This is a genomic window from Streptomyces sp. BI87 (assembly GCF_025957665.1).
Classification (GTDB): domain Bacteria; phylum Actinomycetota; class Actinomycetes; order Streptomycetales; family Streptomycetaceae; genus Streptomyces; species Streptomyces albidoflavus.
Map to the genome: position 1 here is coordinate 4,335,771 of NZ_CP110079.1, position 17,421 is coordinate 4,353,191.

General features: G+C 72.6%; 14 protein-coding genes. 7 read left to right on the top strand and 7 right to left on the bottom strand.

The genetic code is table 11. The features are described 5' to 3' along the window. Positions 1-171 precede the first annotated feature (171 nt). From OIM89_RS19320 to OIM89_RS19340, 5 genes are all read left to right on the top strand, one after another. Positions 172-1,689 carry a GMC family oxidoreductase gene (locus tag OIM89_RS19320; RefSeq protein WP_030695844.1) on the top strand — a complete coding sequence of 506 codons (1,518 nt, stop codon included), beginning with the start codon at positions 172-174 and terminating at the stop codon, positions 1,687-1,689. Next, positions 1,686-2,810 carry a quaternary amine ABC transporter ATP-binding protein gene (locus OIM89_RS19325; protein WP_030695843.1) on the top strand — a complete coding sequence of 375 codons (1,125 nt, stop codon included), beginning with the start codon at positions 1,686-1,688 and terminating at the stop codon, positions 2,808-2,810. The genes OIM89_RS19320 and OIM89_RS19325 overlap by 4 nt, the downstream gene beginning before the upstream one ends. Further along, positions 2,810-4,804: an ABC transporter permease gene (locus tag OIM89_RS19330; protein WP_195730927.1), complete on the top strand. Its 1,995-nt coding sequence runs from the start codon at positions 2,810-2,812 to the stop codon at positions 4,802-4,804. The genes OIM89_RS19325 and OIM89_RS19330 overlap by 1 nt, the downstream gene beginning before the upstream one ends. Position 4,805: 1 nt before the next feature. Then, positions 4,806-5,783 carry an ABC transporter substrate-binding protein gene (locus OIM89_RS19335; protein WP_030695841.1) on the top strand — a complete coding sequence of 326 codons (978 nt, stop codon included), beginning with the start codon at positions 4,806-4,808 and terminating at the stop codon, positions 5,781-5,783. 170 nt (positions 5,784-5,953) lie between these two features. Further along, complete coding sequence (locus OIM89_RS19340) at positions 5,954-6,418, top strand: VOC family protein (RefSeq protein ID WP_226965307.1); 465 nt, start codon at positions 5,954-5,956, stop codon at positions 6,416-6,418. A 60-nt stretch (positions 6,419-6,478) separates the two neighbouring features. On the opposite strand, the gene OIM89_RS19345 is transcribed toward OIM89_RS19340, so the two are convergent. From OIM89_RS19345 to OIM89_RS19365, 5 genes are all read right to left on the bottom strand, one after another. Next, positions 6,479-7,999 carry an FG-GAP repeat domain-containing protein gene (locus OIM89_RS19345; RefSeq protein WP_264491467.1) on the bottom strand — a complete coding sequence of 507 codons (1,521 nt, stop codon included), beginning with the start codon at positions 7,997-7,999 and terminating at the stop codon, positions 6,479-6,481. Positions 8,000-8,095: 96 nt separating this feature from the next. Further along, on the bottom strand, positions 8,096-9,292 hold the full coding sequence (locus OIM89_RS19350; RefSeq protein WP_030695838.1) for a glycoside hydrolase family 1 protein: 1,197 nt from the start codon (positions 9,290-9,292) through the stop codon (positions 8,096-8,098). A 64-nt stretch (positions 9,293-9,356) separates the two neighbouring features. Continuing rightward, entirely contained in the window at positions 9,357-10,190 is an 834-nt protein-coding gene (locus tag OIM89_RS19355; protein ID WP_175458242.1) for a carbohydrate ABC transporter permease, read from the bottom strand. Then, positions 10,187-11,137, bottom strand: coding sequence for a carbohydrate ABC transporter permease (locus OIM89_RS19360; protein ID WP_030695836.1), 951 nt, complete (start codon positions 11,135-11,137; stop codon positions 10,187-10,189). Before OIM89_RS19360 ends, OIM89_RS19355 begins: the two co-directional genes overlap by 4 nt. A 5-nt stretch (positions 11,138-11,142) precedes the next feature. Further along, entirely contained in the window at positions 11,143-12,393 is a 1,251-nt protein-coding gene (locus OIM89_RS19365; protein ID WP_030695835.1) for a sugar ABC transporter substrate-binding protein, read from the bottom strand. A 484-nt stretch (positions 12,394-12,877) separates the two neighbouring features. On the opposite strand from OIM89_RS19365, the gene OIM89_RS19370 reads away from it, so the two are divergent. Together OIM89_RS19370 and OIM89_RS19375 are read left to right on the top strand one after the other, a co-directional pair. Then, entirely contained in the window at positions 12,878-13,798 is a 921-nt protein-coding gene (locus tag OIM89_RS19370; protein WP_175458250.1) for an acetylxylan esterase, read from the top strand. 110 nt (positions 13,799-13,908) lie between these two features. Next, positions 13,909-14,760, top strand: coding sequence for an alpha/beta fold hydrolase (locus tag OIM89_RS19375; protein ID WP_264491468.1), 852 nt, complete (start codon positions 13,909-13,911; stop codon positions 14,758-14,760). Between the two features lie 226 nt (positions 14,761-14,986). Here OIM89_RS19375 and OIM89_RS19380 read toward each other — a convergent pair whose 3' ends face one another. Both OIM89_RS19380 and OIM89_RS19385 read right to left on the bottom strand, forming a co-directional pair. Then, positions 14,987-15,865 (bottom strand): M55 family metallopeptidase, encoded by an 879-nt coding sequence (locus tag OIM89_RS19380; protein WP_264491469.1) that lies wholly within the window; start codon positions 15,863-15,865, stop codon positions 14,987-14,989. 35 nt (positions 15,866-15,900) lie between these two features. After that, positions 15,901-16,980 carry a LacI family DNA-binding transcriptional regulator gene (locus tag OIM89_RS19385; protein ID WP_030695831.1) on the bottom strand — a complete coding sequence of 360 codons (1,080 nt, stop codon included), beginning with the start codon at positions 16,978-16,980 and terminating at the stop codon, positions 15,901-15,903. Positions 16,981-17,421 lie beyond the last annotated feature (441 nt).

Sequence of the window (17,421 nt, forward strand, 5' to 3'; positions counted from 1 at the left end):
TCCGGCCGCCGGAACCCGATCCTGCGGCCGGGCCAGGGCGCCCCGCCCCACCCGGGACGCCCGCACCCCCCACGCAGAGCCACGACCGCAAGTCCCGCAGCACGCAGGCGGCCGCACCAGGCGGCGAACGCCCCACCACGCGCAGCACCTTGCAGGCCAAGGAGGAGCAACATGCCCACGTACGACTACGTCGTCATCGGCGGCGGCACCGCAGGATCGGTGATCGCCTCCCGGCTGACCGAGAACCCGGACACCACCGTCGCGATCATCGAGGGCGGCCCCTCCGACATCGACCGGCCCGACGTCCTCACACTGCGCCGCTGGATGGGCCTGCTCGGCGGCGACCTCGACTACGACTACCCCACCACCGAGCAGCCACGCGGCAACAGCCACATCCGGCACAGCCGCGCCAAGGTCCTCGGCGGCTGCTCCTCCCACAACACCCTCATCGCCTTCAAGCCGCTCCCCTCCGACTGGGACGAGTGGGAGACCGCGGGCGCCGAGGGCTGGGGCGCCGTGCCGATGGAGGCGTACTTCGCGCGGCTGAAGAACAACATCGTGCCGGTCGACGAGAAGGACCGGAACGCCATCGCGCGCGACTTCGTCGACGCCGCGCAGGGCGCGCTCGGCGTGCCGCACGTCGACGGGTTCAACCAGAAGCCGTTCAGCGAGGGCGTCGGCTTCTTCGACCTCGCCTACCACCCGGAGAACAACAAGCGGTCCTCCGCCTCGGTCGCCTACCTCCACCCGTACCTGGACCGGCCCAACCTCCACCTCATGCTGGAGACCTGGGCGTACCAGCTCGCCTTCGACGGCGACCGCGCCACCGGCGTGCACGTGCGCACCAAGGACGGCGAGGAGATCCTGGTCGAGGCCGGGCGCGAGGTGCTGCTCTGCGCCGGGGCCGTCGACTCGCCGCGGCTGCTGCTGCACTCCGGCATCGGGCCCCGCGCCGACCTGGAGAAGCTCGGCATCAAGGTCCGCCACGACCTGCCGGGCGTCGGCGAGAACCTGCTCGACCACCCGGAGTCGGTCATCGTCTGGGAGACCGACGGGCCCATACCCGAGAACTCGGCGATGGACAGCGACGCCGGGCTCTTCGTCCGCCGCGACCCCAAGGGACGCGGCCCGGACCTGATGTTCCACTTCTACCAGATCCCCTTCACCGACAACCCCGAGCGCCTGGGCTACGAACGCCCCGCGCACGGCGTGTCGATGACCCCGAACATCCCCAAGCCGCACAGCCGCGGCCGCCTCTACCTGACCAGCGCCGACCCCGAGGTCAAGCCGGCCCTCGACTTCCGGTACTTCACCGACGAGGACGACTACGACGCCCAGACCCTGGTCGACGGCATCAAGATCGCCCGCCGCATCGCCCGTACCGAACCGCTGGCCGGCTGGCTCAAGCGCGAGGTCGCCCCCGGCCCCGAGATCACCGACGACGAAGCGCTCAGCGAGTACGCCCGCAAGGTCGCGCACACCGTCTACCACCCCGCCGGAACCTGCCGGATGGGCGCAGAGGACGACGAACTCGCCGTGGTCACCCCTGAGCTGAAGATCCGCGGCCTGCACAACATCCGCATTGCCGACGCCTCCGTCTTCCCGACGATGCCGGCGGTCAACCCGATGATCGGAGTCCTCATGGTCGGAGAGAAGTGCGCCGAGATGCTGGGCGGTGACGCCCGATGAGTACCACCGTCGCCGCCAGTACGCCGCCGGGCCAGGACGCCCCCGCGGACCGGAACACCCCCGTCTTCTCCGTCGAGAACCTCTGGAAGGTCTTCGGCCCCAAGGCCGAGCGGGTCCCCGCCGACCCGGCGCTCGCCGCCCTCGACCCCGTCGAGCTGCGCGCCGCCACCGGCTGCACCGCCGCCGTCCACGACGTCAGCTTCGACGTCCGCCAGGGCGAGGTCTTCGTCGTCATGGGCCTCTCCGGCTCCGGCAAGTCCACCCTGGTCCGCTGCCTGACCCGGCTCATCGAGCCCACCGCGGGCAAGCTCGCCATGGACGGCGAGGACGTCCGCGCCATGGACAAGAACCGGCTGCGCGAACTGCGTCGCCGCCGCGCCGCCATGGTCTTCCAGCACTTCGGCCTGCTGCCGCACCGCACCGTCCTCGACAACGTCGCCTACGGCCTGGAGATCCAGGGCGTCCCGCGCGCCGAACGCCGCGCCAAGGCCGCCGAGACCGCCGCCCTGGTCGGCCTCGAAGGGCTGGAGGACCGCCGCCCCGGCCAGCTCTCCGGCGGCCAGCAGCAGCGCGTCGGCCTTGCCCGCGCCCTCGCCGTCGACCCCGAAGTCCTCCTCTTCGACGAGCCGTTCAGCGCGCTCGACCCGCTGATCCGGCGCGACATGCAGGAGGAGGTCAAGCGGCTCCACCAGGAGGAGGGCCGCACCATGGTCTTCATCACCCACGACCTCTCCGAGGCCCTGCGCCTGGGCGACCGCATCGCGCTGATGCGCGACGGGCGCGTCGTCCAGCTCGGCACCCCCGAGGAGATCGTCGGCTCGCCCGCCGACGACTACGTCCGCGACTTCGTCCGCGACGTGCCGCGCGAGCAGGTCCTCACCGTGCGCACCGCGATGCGCCCCGCCACCGGCGACGAGGCCCGGCAGGGCCCCGCCCTCGCCCCCGGCGCCACCGTCTCCGAGGCCATCGAGGCCGTCGCCCGCACCGGCGAGACCGCCCGCGTCGTCGACGCCGGCCGCTGCCTCGGCGTCGTCGACCACCACCGGCTCCTCGGCGTGGTCGCGGGCGCCGACCCCGGACCCGCCGCACCGCCCGCGAAGGCGGGGGAGGCGGTGCTCTGATGGCCGCCACCACCGCCCCGACCACGGGCGCCGCCGCCCCGCCGGGCCGTACCGGCGCCGGGCTCGCCGGCCTCGCCCGCCGCCACCCGGCCCTCACCAAGCTGCTGGCCCTCGCGGTCCTCGCCGCCGTCCTGGTGCCGCTCGCCCACGCCCGCTGGGCCTCGGGCAGCTGGCCCGAGGCGCTCACCGTCGACGTCTCAGGACCGCTCGGCTCCGCCAGCGACTGGATCATCGACAACCGCGACAGCCACCCGCTCTTCCTCTACTTCTTCGGCCACGTCTCAGGCGCCGTCGTCCTCTCCGTACGCGCCGTCTACATGGTGCTGCTCGCGGCCGGCTGGGCCGGAGTCACCGTGGCCGCCGGGCTGATCGCCTGGCGCGTGGCGGGCGTGAAGCTCGCCGTCACCGCCGCCGTCGCCTTCCTGCTCTGCGGCGTCCTCGGCATGTGGGTGCCGACCATGCAGACGCTCGCCCTGATGATCGTCGCGGTCCTCGCCTCGGTGATCCTCGGCGCCCTGCTCGGCCTCGCCGCCGGCCTCTCCGACCGGGTCTTCCGCCTGCTGCGGCCGGTCCTCGACACCATGCAGGTCCTCCCGGCCTTCGCCTACCTGCTCCCGGTCGTCCTGGTCTTCGGCATCGGCGTCCCCGCCGCCGTGCTCGCCACCGTCATCTACGCCGCGCCGCCCATGGCCCGGCTCACCGCGCTCGGCCTGCGCGGCGCCGACGCGGGCGTCATGGAGGCCGTCACCTCGCTCGGTACCACCGCCCGCCAGCGCCTCTTCACCGCCCGGCTGCCGCTGGCCCGCAAGGAGCTGCTGCTCGGCGTCAACCAGACGATCATGCTGGCCCTGTCGATGGCCGTGATCGCCTCCGTCATCGGCGCCGGCGGCCTCGGCGACCGCGTCTACCAGGCGCTCGCCTCCGTCGACGTCGGCGCGGCGCTCGCCGCGGGCATCCCCATCGTGCTGCTCGCCGTCGTCCTGGACCGCACCACCGCCGCCGCAGGCCGCCGCATCGGCGCCGGGGAGGCCCCCTCGGGCTCCCTCTCCCCGGCCGTCGGCTGGGCCCTGGCCGCCGTCGCTACCCTCGCCGTCGCGCTCTCCACCCGGTTCGCCTCCGTCCTGGAATGGCCCACCACCTGGACCTACGGCATCGCCGAACCGGTCAACAGGGCCGTCGACTGGATGACCGACCACCTCTACTCCGGGGTGCCCCTGATCGGCGGCACCGCCGACTGGGCCGGGCACTTCACCACCTGGGTCCTCGACCCGGTCCGCGGCGGCCTCCAGTGGCTGCCCTGGTGGGGCCTGCTGCTGATCGTCGCCGCCCTCGCCTGGCTCATCGGCACCTGGCGCACCGCGCTCACCGCCACCCTGGCGATGGCCGCGGTCGGCGTCCTCGGCGTCTGGAACCCCTCGCTCGACACCCTCTCCCAGGTGCTCGCCGCCGTCGCCGTCACCCTCGTGCTCGGCTTCGCCACCGGCATCGCCGCCGCCCGCTCCCACCGGGTGGAGGCCGCGCTCAGGCCCGTCCTGGACGTCTTCCAGACCATGCCGCAGTTCGTCTACCTGATCCCGGTCGTCGCCCTCTTCGGCGTCGGCCGCGCCCCGGCCGTCGCCGCCGCCGTGGTCTACGCGCTGCCCGCCGTCGTCCGCATCACCACGCAGGGGCTGCGCGGCGTCGACGCCGGCGCCCTGGAGTCGGCCCGCTCGCTCGGCGCCACCAGCGGCCAGCAGATCCGCCAGGTCCAGCTGCCGCTGGCCCGCTCCTCGCTGCTCCTCGCCGTCAACCAGGGTGTCGTCCTGGTCCTCGCCGTCGTCATCATCGGCGGCCTGGTCGGCGGTGGCGCGCTCGGCTACGACGTGGTCTTCGGCCTCGCCCAGGGCGACCTCGCCGTCGGCCTCGTCGCCGGCGCCGCGATCGTCTGCCTCGGCCTGATGCTCGACCGCGTCACCCAGCCCACCGAACGCCGCACCACGACGAAGGGGGCCTGACATGAAGCTCCGCCCGTCGCGCCGTGCCACCCGCACCGCCGCCGCCCTCACCGCCTCCGGCGCCCTGCTCGCCGTGGCCGGCTGCGGCGCCGCCGACATGACCCAGCAGGCGTCGCCGTACGCCAACGCCGGGGACGGCAAGTCCGTCACCCTCTCCCTCCAGTCCTGGGTCGGCGCCCAGGCCAACGTCGCCGTCGCCCAGTACCTCCTGGAACACGAGCTCGGCTACCGCGTCGACACCGTGCAGATCGACGAGGTCCCGGCCTGGGACGCGCTCAGCCAGGGGCGCGTCGACGCCATCCTGGAGGACTGGGGGCACCCGGAGGAGGAGAAGCGGTACGTCGAGGAGAAGAAGACGATCACCGCCGCCGGGGACGTCGGCGTCACCGGCCACATCGGCTGGTTCGTCCCGGCGTACTTCGCGAAGAAGCACCCCGACGTCACCCACTGGAAGAACCTCAACAAGTACGCCGACCAGCTCCGCACCCCCGAGAGCGGCGGCAAGGGCCAGCTGATGGACGGCTCGCCCTCCTACGTCACCAACGACAAGGCCCTGGTGAAGAACCTGGACCTGGACTACCAGGTCGTCTTCGCCGGCTCCGAGGCCGCGCAGATCACCCAGATCAAGCAGTTCGCCAAGGAGAAGAAGCCCTTCCTCACCTACTGGTACCAGCCCCAGTGGCTCTTCGAGAAGGTGCCCATGACAGAGGTGGAGCTGCCCGAGTACGAGGAGGGCTGCGACGCCGATCCGGACAAGGTCGCCTGCGCCTACCCCGAGACCCCGCTCCAGAAGTACCTGAACACGGACTTCGCGGAGAACGGCGGCGAGGCCGCGGAGTTCCTGAAGAACTTCGAGTGGACCACCGAGGACCAGAACCAGGTCTCCCTCTGGATCGCCGACCAGAAGATGGACCCGCAGAAGGCCGCCGAGAAGTGGGTGAAGGCCAACGAGTCCACCTGGAAGAAGTGGCTGCCGTAACGGCCCCGCCACCCCTCCTTCCGTACCCGAGCGCCCCCGCGGACCACCGTCCGCCGGGGCGCTCCGGCGCGTACGCCCCCTCGGCCGCCCTTGATCGTCTTTCGCGTCCGGCTCCCCGGCCCCACCGTGGGAGAGGACCCGACAGCGATACAGACTGGGGGAACGACCCCATGGCCGAGAAAAGCTTTCCCGCGCCCGAGTCCGGGATGCTCCTCTCCTACTTCCTCACCGTGGCCGACGTGCCGCGCTCCCGCGCCTTCTACAGCGAGGTGCTGGGCGGCGAGGTGATCCTGGAGGAGAACCCCTGCACGGTCCGCCTCGCCAACAGCTGGCTCATCATGAACCCCGGCGGCGGCCCCACCCCCGACAAGCCCGGCATCACCCTCCACCCGCCCCAGGACTCCTCCACCGCCACCTGCTTCCTCAACATCCGGGTCGCCGACATCCAGGCGGTGTACGAGGAGTGGAGTGCCAAGGGCGCCGAGTTCGTCACCCCGCCCATCGACCGCAAGGCCGAGATCCGCTGCTACCTGCGTGACCCCGACGGCTACCTCATCGAGATCGGCCAGGCCACCGGCATGCTCCACGGCGTCTACGCCGACCCGCCCGCCGGCAAGGGCCCCGGCACGGGATGAGGCGCCCTCCCCGCGTACGGCGGGAAGGGCGCCCCGGAGAGCCGGCGGTACGGCGGAGGGTCAGCGCAGGAAGCTGCCGAACGTCGCCTTGCTGACCGGGCCGTCGACGTGGCCGGGCCCGAAGGCGGAGGCGCTTTCCACCGTCAGCCCCTCGCCGGTGCCGCGCAGCGCCCAGACCGCGCCCGCCTGCTCGTTCTCCTCGGCCGCGGCGGCGACCAGGTCACGGTGACCGTCGCCGTCGGTGTCGAGCAGGGCGCAGGCGGAGCCGAACATGTCGCCGCTCTCCGCGACGCCGGGCACCCCGGCGGAATTCTGGTGGAGGACCTGGCTGCCCTCGCCGGTCACGCCGGAGGCGGTGCCGTGGAGCAGGGCGACCGAACCGGCGTCGGTGAGGCCGCTGAAGTCCTCGCCGCTGATCCCGAGCGCGATCTCGGCCCGGCCGTCGCCGGTCACGTCGGCCACCGCGACGCAGGAGCCGAAGTGGTCGCCCTTCTCCTGGGCGCCGTGGAGGCCGGGCAGGCTCTGGTCGAACGCGTCCTCGCGGCCTTCGAGGCCGGCGGCCGAGCCGTAACGGACGGTGACCTTGGCGGTGGCCTCGCCGCTGCCGGTCACCACGTCGTCGTAGCCGTCGCCGTCCACGTCGCCGATGCCGATGGCCGCGTCGTCGCCGCGGCTGCCGATCGGGCCGGCCTCCTGGGCGTCCCGGAAGCCGGTGCCGCTGCCGGTGAACAGGTGGTGGGCCCAGACGCCGTCGCCCTCGTAGAGCCAGGTGACCAGGTCGTCGGAGCCGTCGCCGTTCACGTCGCCGACCGCCTTCGGCTGGACCGGGCCGCCGACCGAGGCGGGTCCGTCCACGCAACTGTCGTCCTCGGCGCAGGCCGGGCCGTCGCTGCCGTAGCCCCACCACTCGGAGCGGTCGAGGAAGTCGAGCTGCTCGGCCGGGGTGCCCTCGCGGGTGAGCGGGCCCTGGAAGAGGCGGGCCTCCTGGGTGACCGGGTCGTCGCCCGCGACCTGGGCGGCGCCGAAGAGCGCCAGGTCCGCCTGGCCGTCGCCGTCGAAGTCGCCGACCTGCGGGGCCTGCCCGAAGCCGGCCACGGCGGTGCCGCCGGTCAGCCCCTCCGGCGAGCCCCAGAGGATCACCGCGCCGGGTTCGGCGGTGGCCGAGCCGATCACCAGGTCGCTGTAGCCGTCGCCGTCCAGGTCGCCCTTGGCGAAGGTCTCGCCGAACCGCTGCTTGGCGGTGGCCGCGCCCGGGACCCCGGCCGTGGAACGGCTCACCACGGTGCCGGGAGCGGGGGCGGGCCCCTTCGCCGAGCCGTAGGTCACCGCGACGTACCCCGCGCCGGTCTTGCCGGAGACCGTGCCGCCGGGGGCGCCGGTGACCAGGTCCGCGTACCCGTCGCCGTTGAAGTCGTCGGCGGCCGCGGCGGCGGGCCCGTCCGCCGCGAGGGCGGTGGCCGGGGCCAGGGCGGCGGCGCTCAGCCCGCCGGAGACGAGCAGCGCCGCCGCCAGGGAGGCCGCCGCTCTGCCGGCCCGTCCGCGCCGGGTCGTGGGGGTGTCGGGGCGTCGCATCCAGGCCATGCCGTCTTCCTTCGTTTGCCGGTCATGTACACCTGCTGTGACGCCCCGACCCCGTGCGAAGTTGCACAACTCCTGCGCCCACCGGGGCGCGTGGGCTCAGACGGCCCGGCCGGGAAGCTCCCGCGTACGCCCCAGCGAGCCGAGCCAGACGGCCGAGGGGCGGGCGGTGCGCTCGAAGGTCTCCCAGTCGACGGCGATGAGGCCGAAGGTCGGCCGGAAGGAGCCCCATTCGTAGTTGTCCAGCGCGCTCCAGGCGAGGTACCCCTCGACCTTGAGCCCGTCCTCGATCGCGGCGGCGACCTCGCCGAGGGCGCCCGTGTAGTAGGCGGTGCGCCGCTCGTCGTCGGCGGTGGCGATGCCGTTCTCGGTGACGATCAGGGGCACGTCGCCCACGACGTCGGCGGTGTGCCGCAGGGCGTGGCCGACCGCCGTCGGGTAGTACTCCCACTCGGTCAGGGTGCGCTCGGCCTCCGCGGGCGCCGGAATCGGGCCGTCGGGGCCGATCCGGGTACGGGTGTAGGACTGCACGCCGATCCAGTCGTCCCCGCGGGCCGCCTCGATGAAGACGTCCTCGCGCGGGTGGCGGTAGGCGGCGGTGACCTCCTCGGCGCCGGGGAGGGCCTGGTAGACCTGGTTGGCGACGGTCCAGCCGACCTTGATGCCGGGGGAGACCGCCCGGACCTCCTTGACCGCCGCGTGGTGGGCGGCGATCACCGCGTGGGTGGTCTCCTCGTCGGGCGTGGGCAGCCCGGCGGGCGGGAAGCCGATGTCGCCGCGCTTGGCCTGGCCTGCCATGACGGCGATCATGTTCGGCTCGTTGATGGTGCAGACGTGGGCCACGCCGGTGGCGATGACCGGCGCGCACGCGGCCACGTACCGGGCGAACAGCTCGGTGGCGCCCTCGGCGGTCCAGCCGCCGCGCGCCTCGAACCACTGCGGCACGGTGAAGTGGTGCAGGGTGACCATGGGACGCAGGCCCCGCTCGATCGCGCCCTCCACCATCCGCCGGTAGTGGGCGAGTTCGGCCCGCGAGAAGTGCCCCTCGACCGGTTCGATCCGGGCCCACTCGACGCTGAACCGGTAGTCGGTGAAGCCGAGCGAGGCGAGCAGGTCCATGTCCTCGGGCCAGCGGTGGTAGCTGTCGCAGGCGTCGTAGCTGGGCTCCTGGATGTGCGTACCGGCGGTGTGTTCCTTGACCCACCAGTCGCTGTCGGTGTTGTTGCCCTCGATCTGGTGGGCGGCGGTCGACGCGCCCCACAGGAAGCCTTCGGGGAACGGGGTGCTGGTCGTCATCAGGGCACGCCTTTCTGGTGCGGTGGTGCGGTGGGGGAGGTACTAGGGGGCGGGCGCGGGCCGGTCACTTCATGCCGGCGGTGGCGATCCCCTGCGTGAAGTGCCGCTGGAGGGCGATGAAGACGGCCAGCACCGGCAGCACGATCAGGAAGGACCCGGCCATCAGGACCCCGTTGGAGCCGCCGGCCTTGTTCGGGTCGGTGGCGAAGGTGGCGAGCGCCACCGGGAGCGTGTACTTGTCCGGGTCGTTGGTGGCGATCAGCGGCCAGACGAAGTTGTTCCAGGAGCCGAGGAAGGTGAGGATCGCCAGCGTCGCCAGGGCCGGCTTGACCAGCGGCATCACGATCCGCCAGAAGATGAACCACTCCCCGGCCCCGTCCATCCGGGCCGCCTCCAGCAGCTCGTCCGGGATCGACTGCATGAACTGCCGCATCAGGAAGACCCCGAAGGCGCCCGCCGCGAACGGCAGCACCAGACCGGCGTACGAGTCGATCAGCTGGAGCTTGCTCATCAGCACGAAGAGCGGCAGCAGCATCAGGTTGCCCGGCACCATCAGGGCGCCCAGCACCACCCCGAAGACCTTGCTCCGCCCGGCGAACCTCAGCTTCGCCAGGGCGTAGCCGAGCATCGAGCAGAAGACCAGGTTGGAGACGGTGACCAGGACGGCCACGATCACCGAGTTCATGAAGTACAGCGGGAGATCGAGGTCGGCCAGGAGCTGCCGGAAGTTCGCGAGCGTCCACTGGCCGGGTATCCACACCGGCGGGCTCGCCGACAGCTCCCGCTGCGTCTTGAAGGCGGAGAGCCCCATCCACAGGAACGGCGCCGCCATCACCAGCAGCCCGCCGGAGAGCAGGACGTACGTCAGGGGCCTGCGCACACGGCCTTCGGCGCTCATCGGGTGTTGTCCTTCAGCAGTCGGAGCTGGAGCACCGTGATGCCCATGATCACGACGAACAGCACGTACGCCATCGCGCTCGCGTAGCCCAAGTGGAAGAAGTTGAAGCCCTCGCGGTACATGTTCAGCGAGACCGTCAGGGTCGAGTCCGACGGTCCGCCCTGCGTCATCACGAACGGCTCCTCGAAGACGTTCAGGTATCCGATGGTGGTGATGACGCTGGCGTACAGCAGGGTCGGCCGCAGCAGCGGAATGGTGATCCGGCGCAGCTCCTGCCAGGGCCCGGCCCCGTCGAGGCGGGCGGCCTCGCGGACCTCGGTCGGGATGGCCTGGAGACCGGCGATGAAGAGGACCATCACCGTGCCCAGGTTGCGCCAGACCGCCATCGCGATCAGCGAAGGCATCGCCAGCGCCTCGGAGCCGAGGAAGTCCGGAGCGGTCAGGCCCACTTCGGAGGCGAGTCCGGCGACCAGCCCGTCACTCGGGTCGAGCACGAACCGCCAGACCACCGCCACGGCCACGATCGAGGTGACCACAGGGGCGTAGAAACCGACCCGGAAGAAGGTCCGGGCCCGGTCGATCCCGTTGTTGAGCAGGACGGCCACGAGCAGCCCGAGCCCGATCGTCAGCGGCACGCCGACCACGACGAAGTACGCGGTGTTGAAGAGGGACTTCAAAAACCGCTCGTCCCCGAACAGCCGCGTGTAGTTCTCGAACCCGATGAACTCGGCGTCCAGCGGCCGGGTCACGTTGCCCAGTCCGAAGTCGGTGAAGCTCATCAGCAGCGTCGCCACGATGGGGAACGCCATGAAGACCGCGAACAGCACGAGGAACGGCGTCGAGAAGAGCCAGCCGGCCGCGTGCTGCACGCCCAGCGAACCCCGCCGGCGCCCCGGCCGCCGCGGGCCGGGCGCCGCGTCGGCGGCCTTACGGGTGGTGGTGCTCATGGCTCCTACTTCTGGACGAGGCCCTCGATCTGGTCCTTGGCCTTGCCGAGCGCCTCCTCCGCGGTGGCCTTGCCCTGGGTGACCTGGGCTATCGCCTGGTCGACCTTGTCGGTGACCTCGGAGAGGTTGGCGAGGGTCGGGGACGCCTTGGCCGTCTTCATCTGCTTCTCGAAGACCTTCAGCGCCGGGTCGTCGGCGAGCGCGCCGGACTCCCAGGCGGTGGTGTTGGCGGGCAGGTCCTTGGTCCGCTCGTACCAGTCGGCCTGGCCCTCGGTGCTGGTCAGGTAGGAGATGAACTCCTCGGCGGCGGCCTTGTGCGGGCTGTCCTTGGAGACGGTCAGCGAGGAGCCGCCCGCCATCGAGACGGAGGCCTCGTCGGCGGGCACCTCGGCCACGGCCCACTTGCCCTCGATGTCGGGCTGGCCCTCGTTGAGCAGGGTCACGTGCCAGGGGCCGCCGAAGAACATCGGGACGCGGCCGTTGCCGAAGTCCTTGACCACGTCGTAGCCGGGCTGCACCGACTTGTTGGCGAGGCCCTTGTCGAAGTACGCGCCGTACTCCTTGAGCGCCCTGACGGCGGCCGGGCTGTCGACGACGACCTTGCCGTCCTCGTCGATGATCTCGCCCCCCGCCGAGTACAGGAACGGGTAGAAGCTCTGCACCGTGTCGAGCCCGCTCGGCTGGATCGACAGGCCCCACTTGGTCCCGGCGTCCTTCTGGTACGCCGAGGCGAGCGCCCGCAGCTCCTTCCAGTCGGTCGGCGCCTTGTCGACGCCGGCCTTCTCGGCGAGGTCGGTCCGGTAGTAGAGGACGCGGGTGTCGACGTACCAGGGCACGCCGTAGACCTCGCCGTCCACCTCGCCCTGCTGCCATCCGGCCGGGAAGAAGTCCTTCTTCTGGAACCGCTGGGTGTCGACCGGTTCCAGCACGCCCAGCTCGGCGAACTCCCCGAGGTAGCTCCCGCCCATCTGCGCGATGTCCGGCAGGTTCCCCGCCGCCGCGGCCGACACCAGCTTCTGGTGGGCGACGTCCCAGCCGACCGGGGTCACCTTCACCTTCAGGTGCGGGTTCTCCTTCTCGTACTCCTCGGCGACCTCGGCGAGCTTCTCGCCCTCGGCCCCCATGGCCCACACGGTCAGGGTCTGCTCGGCGTCGGCGGCGACCTCGGTCCCCGAGGAGCCCCCGCAGCCCGTGACGACGGCCAACGCCGTACTCGCGGCGATCACGGCCGTGGCGGTTCTGGCGGCGCGGTGCATGGCGGCTCCTCCTTGAGCGCTACCGGACATGTATGCGCTGCCTGTAAGCGCATACATGACTCTGAACCAGGGGTTCCGCTCGCCGCAAGAGGGGGTTTGGTCACACTCGCGTAACGGGGGCTGGCCAGCGGCGCGGCCGGGGGAGCCGTGTTGTGCCGGGGGTGGAATGGATGGTTCCGGAACCAATCAAGCAGGTGGGTGAGGGGGGTGGGGTGGTTTGTGAGGGAATTCGCAGGGGGGCCGCCTTTGGCGGCGGGGCTCGGGGTGGTTGGGCCGGGGGTTGGCTGAGGGGCCGCTTCCGGTGCGGCTTCAAGGTGGCCTCAAGCGCCGGCCGGGCTGTTCGTCGGGCGGTGCTGGGTTCTGGGCGGTGTTTACAGTCGGCGGTATGGCGTCGTCATCGTTCTCAGGTGTTGCTGGTTCTGGGGCCGGGTTTCGGCACGGGTATTCCTTTGATCCGTCGTACGGGTACGGGGTGGAGGAGTTGCTGCGGGTTGGGGTGCCGGTCGCGACGGAGGGGTTCGAGGGGTTCTGGCGGGGGCGGTACGAGGAGGCGTTGGAGGTGGACACCGCGCCTGAGGTGGGGGTGGTGGAGGAGGTGCGGGACGGGGTGCGGGTGTGCCGGGTGTCGTTCAGTTCGGTGGGTGGGGTGCGGCTCGGGGGGTGGCTCGCGCTGCCCGTGGACGGGCCGGTCGAGCACGGGTTCGTCGTGGGGCACGGGTACGGCGGGCGGGACGCGCCCGGGCCCGATCTGCCCTTGCCGCTGCCGCGCTCGGCGGCGCTGCTGCCCTGCGTACGCGGCATGGGGGAGCGCTCGCGTCTGCCCGGGGTGCCCTCGGTGGCCGCTGCGCACGTGCTGCACGGCATCGCGTCCCGCGACACGTACGTCATCGGGGCGTGCGTGGCCGACCTGTGGTGCGCCGCCTCGGCCCTGCTGGAACTCGTCCCCGAGCTGTCCCGCCACCCCTCCGGCCCCAGGCTCGGCTACCTCGGGGAGAGCTTCGGCGGCGGCCTCGGCGCCCTCGCCCTGCCCTGGGACGACCGGTTCGCCGCCGCCCGGCTCACCGTCCCCACCTTCGGCAACCACCCGCTCCGCCTCACCCTGCCCTGCGCCGGAAGCGGCGAGTCCGTCCGCCGCCATCACCGCGACCATCCCCAAGTCGTCGATGTACTGCGCTACTTCGACGCCGCCACAGCGGCCACGTTCGTCAGCGTCCCCACCCTGGTCGCGGCCGCCCTCTTCGACCCGGCCGTCCCGCCACCCGGCCAGTTCGCCGTGCACAATGCCCTGCCGGACGACCTGCGCACGCTGCACGTCCTGAGCGCCGGGCACTTCGACCACCCCGGCGCGGCCGATGAGGCGGCCGGACTGGCGCGCGCCGACCGGGAGTTCTTCGCGCGTCTCTGAACTCGGCTCCGCGTGTGCGAGGTTCGGGAGTGGTACCGGTGACCGCCCGGTGGCGCAGACTGGTCGGGCCCGTTCGTTCGACGTACCCGGCCCGAGGGGGACGACCAGAGATGTCCGGAGCTTCCAGCAGCAGCCGGAGTCCGGGTGAGCCCCGGCTCCCGGTGCACGCCACCGTCTGGGACCACCGCCTCAATACCGCGGGGATTGCGGCTGGTTGGCCGGTCGTTTTCGTCCACGGCATTCTGACCTGGGGCACGGATCCCCGCTACGGCTTCGCCGCCCAGCGCCCCCTGGCCGCCCGCCGCCGGCTCCTCCTCATGGACCGCCGGGGTTACGGCCGCAGCCCGGACATCGCCCGGAGCGACTGGGCGGTGGACGCCGAGGACATCGTGGGGCTGCTCGGGGCCGGCGCCCACCTGGTCGGCCACGCGTACGGCGGGGTCGGCGCCATGGCGGCCGCCGTACGCCGCCCCGACCTGGTCCGCTCGCTGACGCTGATCCAGCCCGGCGCCCTGCGCCCCGCCGAGCGGCACCCGGTCGTGGCCGAGGCGCTGGCACGGGCCCGCGCGGCCACCGCCGCCATGCCGCCTGACCTCACCCCGGCCGAATTCCTGCGCGGCGCCACCGAGTCCGTAGGCATGGAGATCCCGGAGGCGACCCCCGACCGCCTGCGCGCCGCCGCCACGACCATGGCCGAACTCCCGTGCTGGGACGCGGACATCGATCTCGTCCCGCTGGCCCGCGCCGCCTTCCCCAAGCTCCTGGTCTCCGGCGACTGGGAGGGCGCCCCCGAGCCGTACCGCACGTACGCGGGCCTCCCGCTCATCGCCTGCGCCGAGGAGACCGCCGAAGCGACCGGCGCCGCCCACCTCGTCGTCCCCGGCTACTACCCGCACACCCAGCAGCCGGAGCGCGTCAACGCCGCGCTGGAAGACCTGTGGGACGCCTCTGAACAGGGATGACCCGATGGGGTGAAGCACCCCGACTCCCTTCGGCGGGGCTCGGCGCCGCCCAGGGAGCTTCCTGGGCCGGGGACTACGCGTCCCTCGCCAGCGCTACTTCAGCCAGCGCGACCCAGAGGTTCTGGCGGGAGCCGCTGCGCCGCTCGGGGGTGGACTCCGGCGGCTGAGCACCTTCTTCGGCCAGCTCCGCCCCGTCCCGACGCAGCCCCCTTACGGCGGCGGTGGCCTACGCCGGCCGGATGCTCCCGAGCTGCACCAGCAACAGCACGACCCGGTACGCCTGGGCGAAATCGGGGGCGGTGAACGCGACCGTACGAGCGCTGCGGGCGCCCTCGGCGCGGGTCACACCCGGGATCAGCACGGCCAGGTCGACCGTGTGCGCCGCCGCCAGATCGACCTCGACCGCGACGGGACCGGACAGCGCGAACGGCCGGACCTCCTCCCGCCCGGCCACGGCCTCGGCGGCAGCCCGTCGCAGCCGCTCCCGCGCCTCCTCGGGGTGCAGGCCCGCGGCGGCGAACTGGCCCAGCGCCTCCTTGACGGCGACCGTACGCACCCCGGGCACCAGCTCCCGCACCTCCGCACAGGCCGCGTCGTCGCCGCTGAGCAGCACCACCGGTACGCCGAGGTGCCCGGCCATCGCCGCGTTGAGGCCGATCTCGCCGAGCGAGCGCCCGTCCACCCGTACGTCGAGGAGCGCGTCGCTCATCGTGTGGGCGAGGACGCCCGGTCCCGCGCCCGCTCGTACGTGATAGCCGACGAAGAGGACCGCGTCCGTCCGCTCGTCGATCCCGCCGAGCATCCCCAGCGGCCGCGGCTTGCCCCGCACCAGCCGGGCCCGCCGGTCGACCTCCTGGGGCAGCAGATTCCGGTACGACCCGTGCGCGTCGGCCACCCACACCTCGGCGCCGGGCTCGGCGTCCAGCACACCGGCGACGGCGGCGTTGGCCTCGGCGGTCATCAACGCCCGCGCCCGCCCGTAGTCGTACCCGTCCGGATTGGTCTCCCGGGGATGCACGATCCCCGAGACGCCCTCCATGTCGACCGAGATCAGTATCCGGGGGCGCTTGGCCTTCTCCGTGGAGTCGTGGTTGTGGTTGTCCATGGACCGGAGCGTACGCGCGCCCGCCCCGCCCCTGCTTACGCCTCGTGCCCGCAGCCGCAGCTGGCGCGGCGGACCACCTCGACCGGCAGCACCAGCGACTCCGGCTCCCCGCGCCGCTCCTCGGCCAGCCGCCTGACCAGCAGCTCCACCGCCTCCTCGCCGAGCCGCCGCATCGGCTGCCGGACCGTGGTCAGCGCCGGCTGCACCAGCCGCCCGAGCGGAATCCCGTCGAACCCGGTCACCGCCAGATCCTCCGGTACGCGCAGACCCCGGCCGGCCAGGGCGTGCAGGGCGCCCACCGCCATCTGGTCGTTGGCGAAGAGCACGCCCTCGGGCAGCCCGCGCGGCCCGGCCCGGTCGACCAGTTCCTCCGCCGCCCGCGCGCCCCCGGCCTGCGTCATCAGCTCGGCCCGCAGATCCGGCTCGTCCGGCACGGGCAGCCCCGCCGCCCGGCAGGCGTCCCGGAACCCGGCGAACCGCGCCTCGGCGTCCGGGGAGTCCTCGATCCCGCCGACGAAGGTGAGGCGGCGCAGCCCGTGGTCCTCGATGAGGTGCCGGGTCAGCTCCCGCTGGCCGTCGGCGTTGGCCACCTCGATGTGGTCGAGCCGGTCGAGCCCGCCGGGGCCGTCCTGCTCGGGCGGACCGGCCAGCATCACCACCGGCAGCCGCCGCGAGATGACCTCCAGATCCTCGGTCGGCACCGTCCGCGCCAGCACCGCGCACCCGTCGACCCGCCCGGCGACCTTCGCCACCAGACTCTCCGGCCCACCGGTCAGCGAGGCGGCGATGAGCAGCGCGTACCCGTGCCGGCGCGCGGCCCGCTCCATACCCCGGATGATCTGGTCGGAGTAGAGCATGAAGGCGTGGTCGTCATCGGCGTCCACCGAGGCCGCCTCGCTCTCCGCGTCCGGGTCGGAGTAGTCGGGAAAGCAGAGCCCCAACACCCCGGTCGACCGGCTGGCCAGCCCGCGCGCACTCCCACTGGGCACATACCCCAGCTCCCGCGCCGCCACGAGCACCCGCTCCCGCGTAGCCTCCCGCACCGACTCCGGACTCCGGTACACCCGCGACACGGTCGCGATCGACACCCCCGCCCGCCCCGCAACGTCATACACCGTCGGCGTCCCCGCCACCCCGTCACCCACGCGCCCCTGCCCTCATCCCATCCGGCCCATCACGACATTCCGACCACTGCGTCCACCGCGTCCACTGCGCGCATTGTGTCCACCGCGTTCCCTGCATCCATCGCGTCCACCGCGCCACTGCGAACCCCCGCCCCAGCCCGCCTCAACCGTTGTGAAAGCGCATTCATGCTAGGGGGCGGGGGTGGGGGGAGCAAGGTGGGGCGGGGGTGAGGTGGGGGCGACTCGGATGGGCGTCATCGCTCGGCGCTCCGGTGGTGTGACTGTGCCCCGGTTCGATGCGGCAGGGGAGGGTGAGGTGGGGGCGGCGGCTGTCAGTCGAGGCCACGCGGGGGCCGGAACGGCGTGGGGCTGTCCCAGCGGTCCGGGGTACGGCGTGTCGACCGCCCGCGCCGATGCCACGCCGACGCCCGC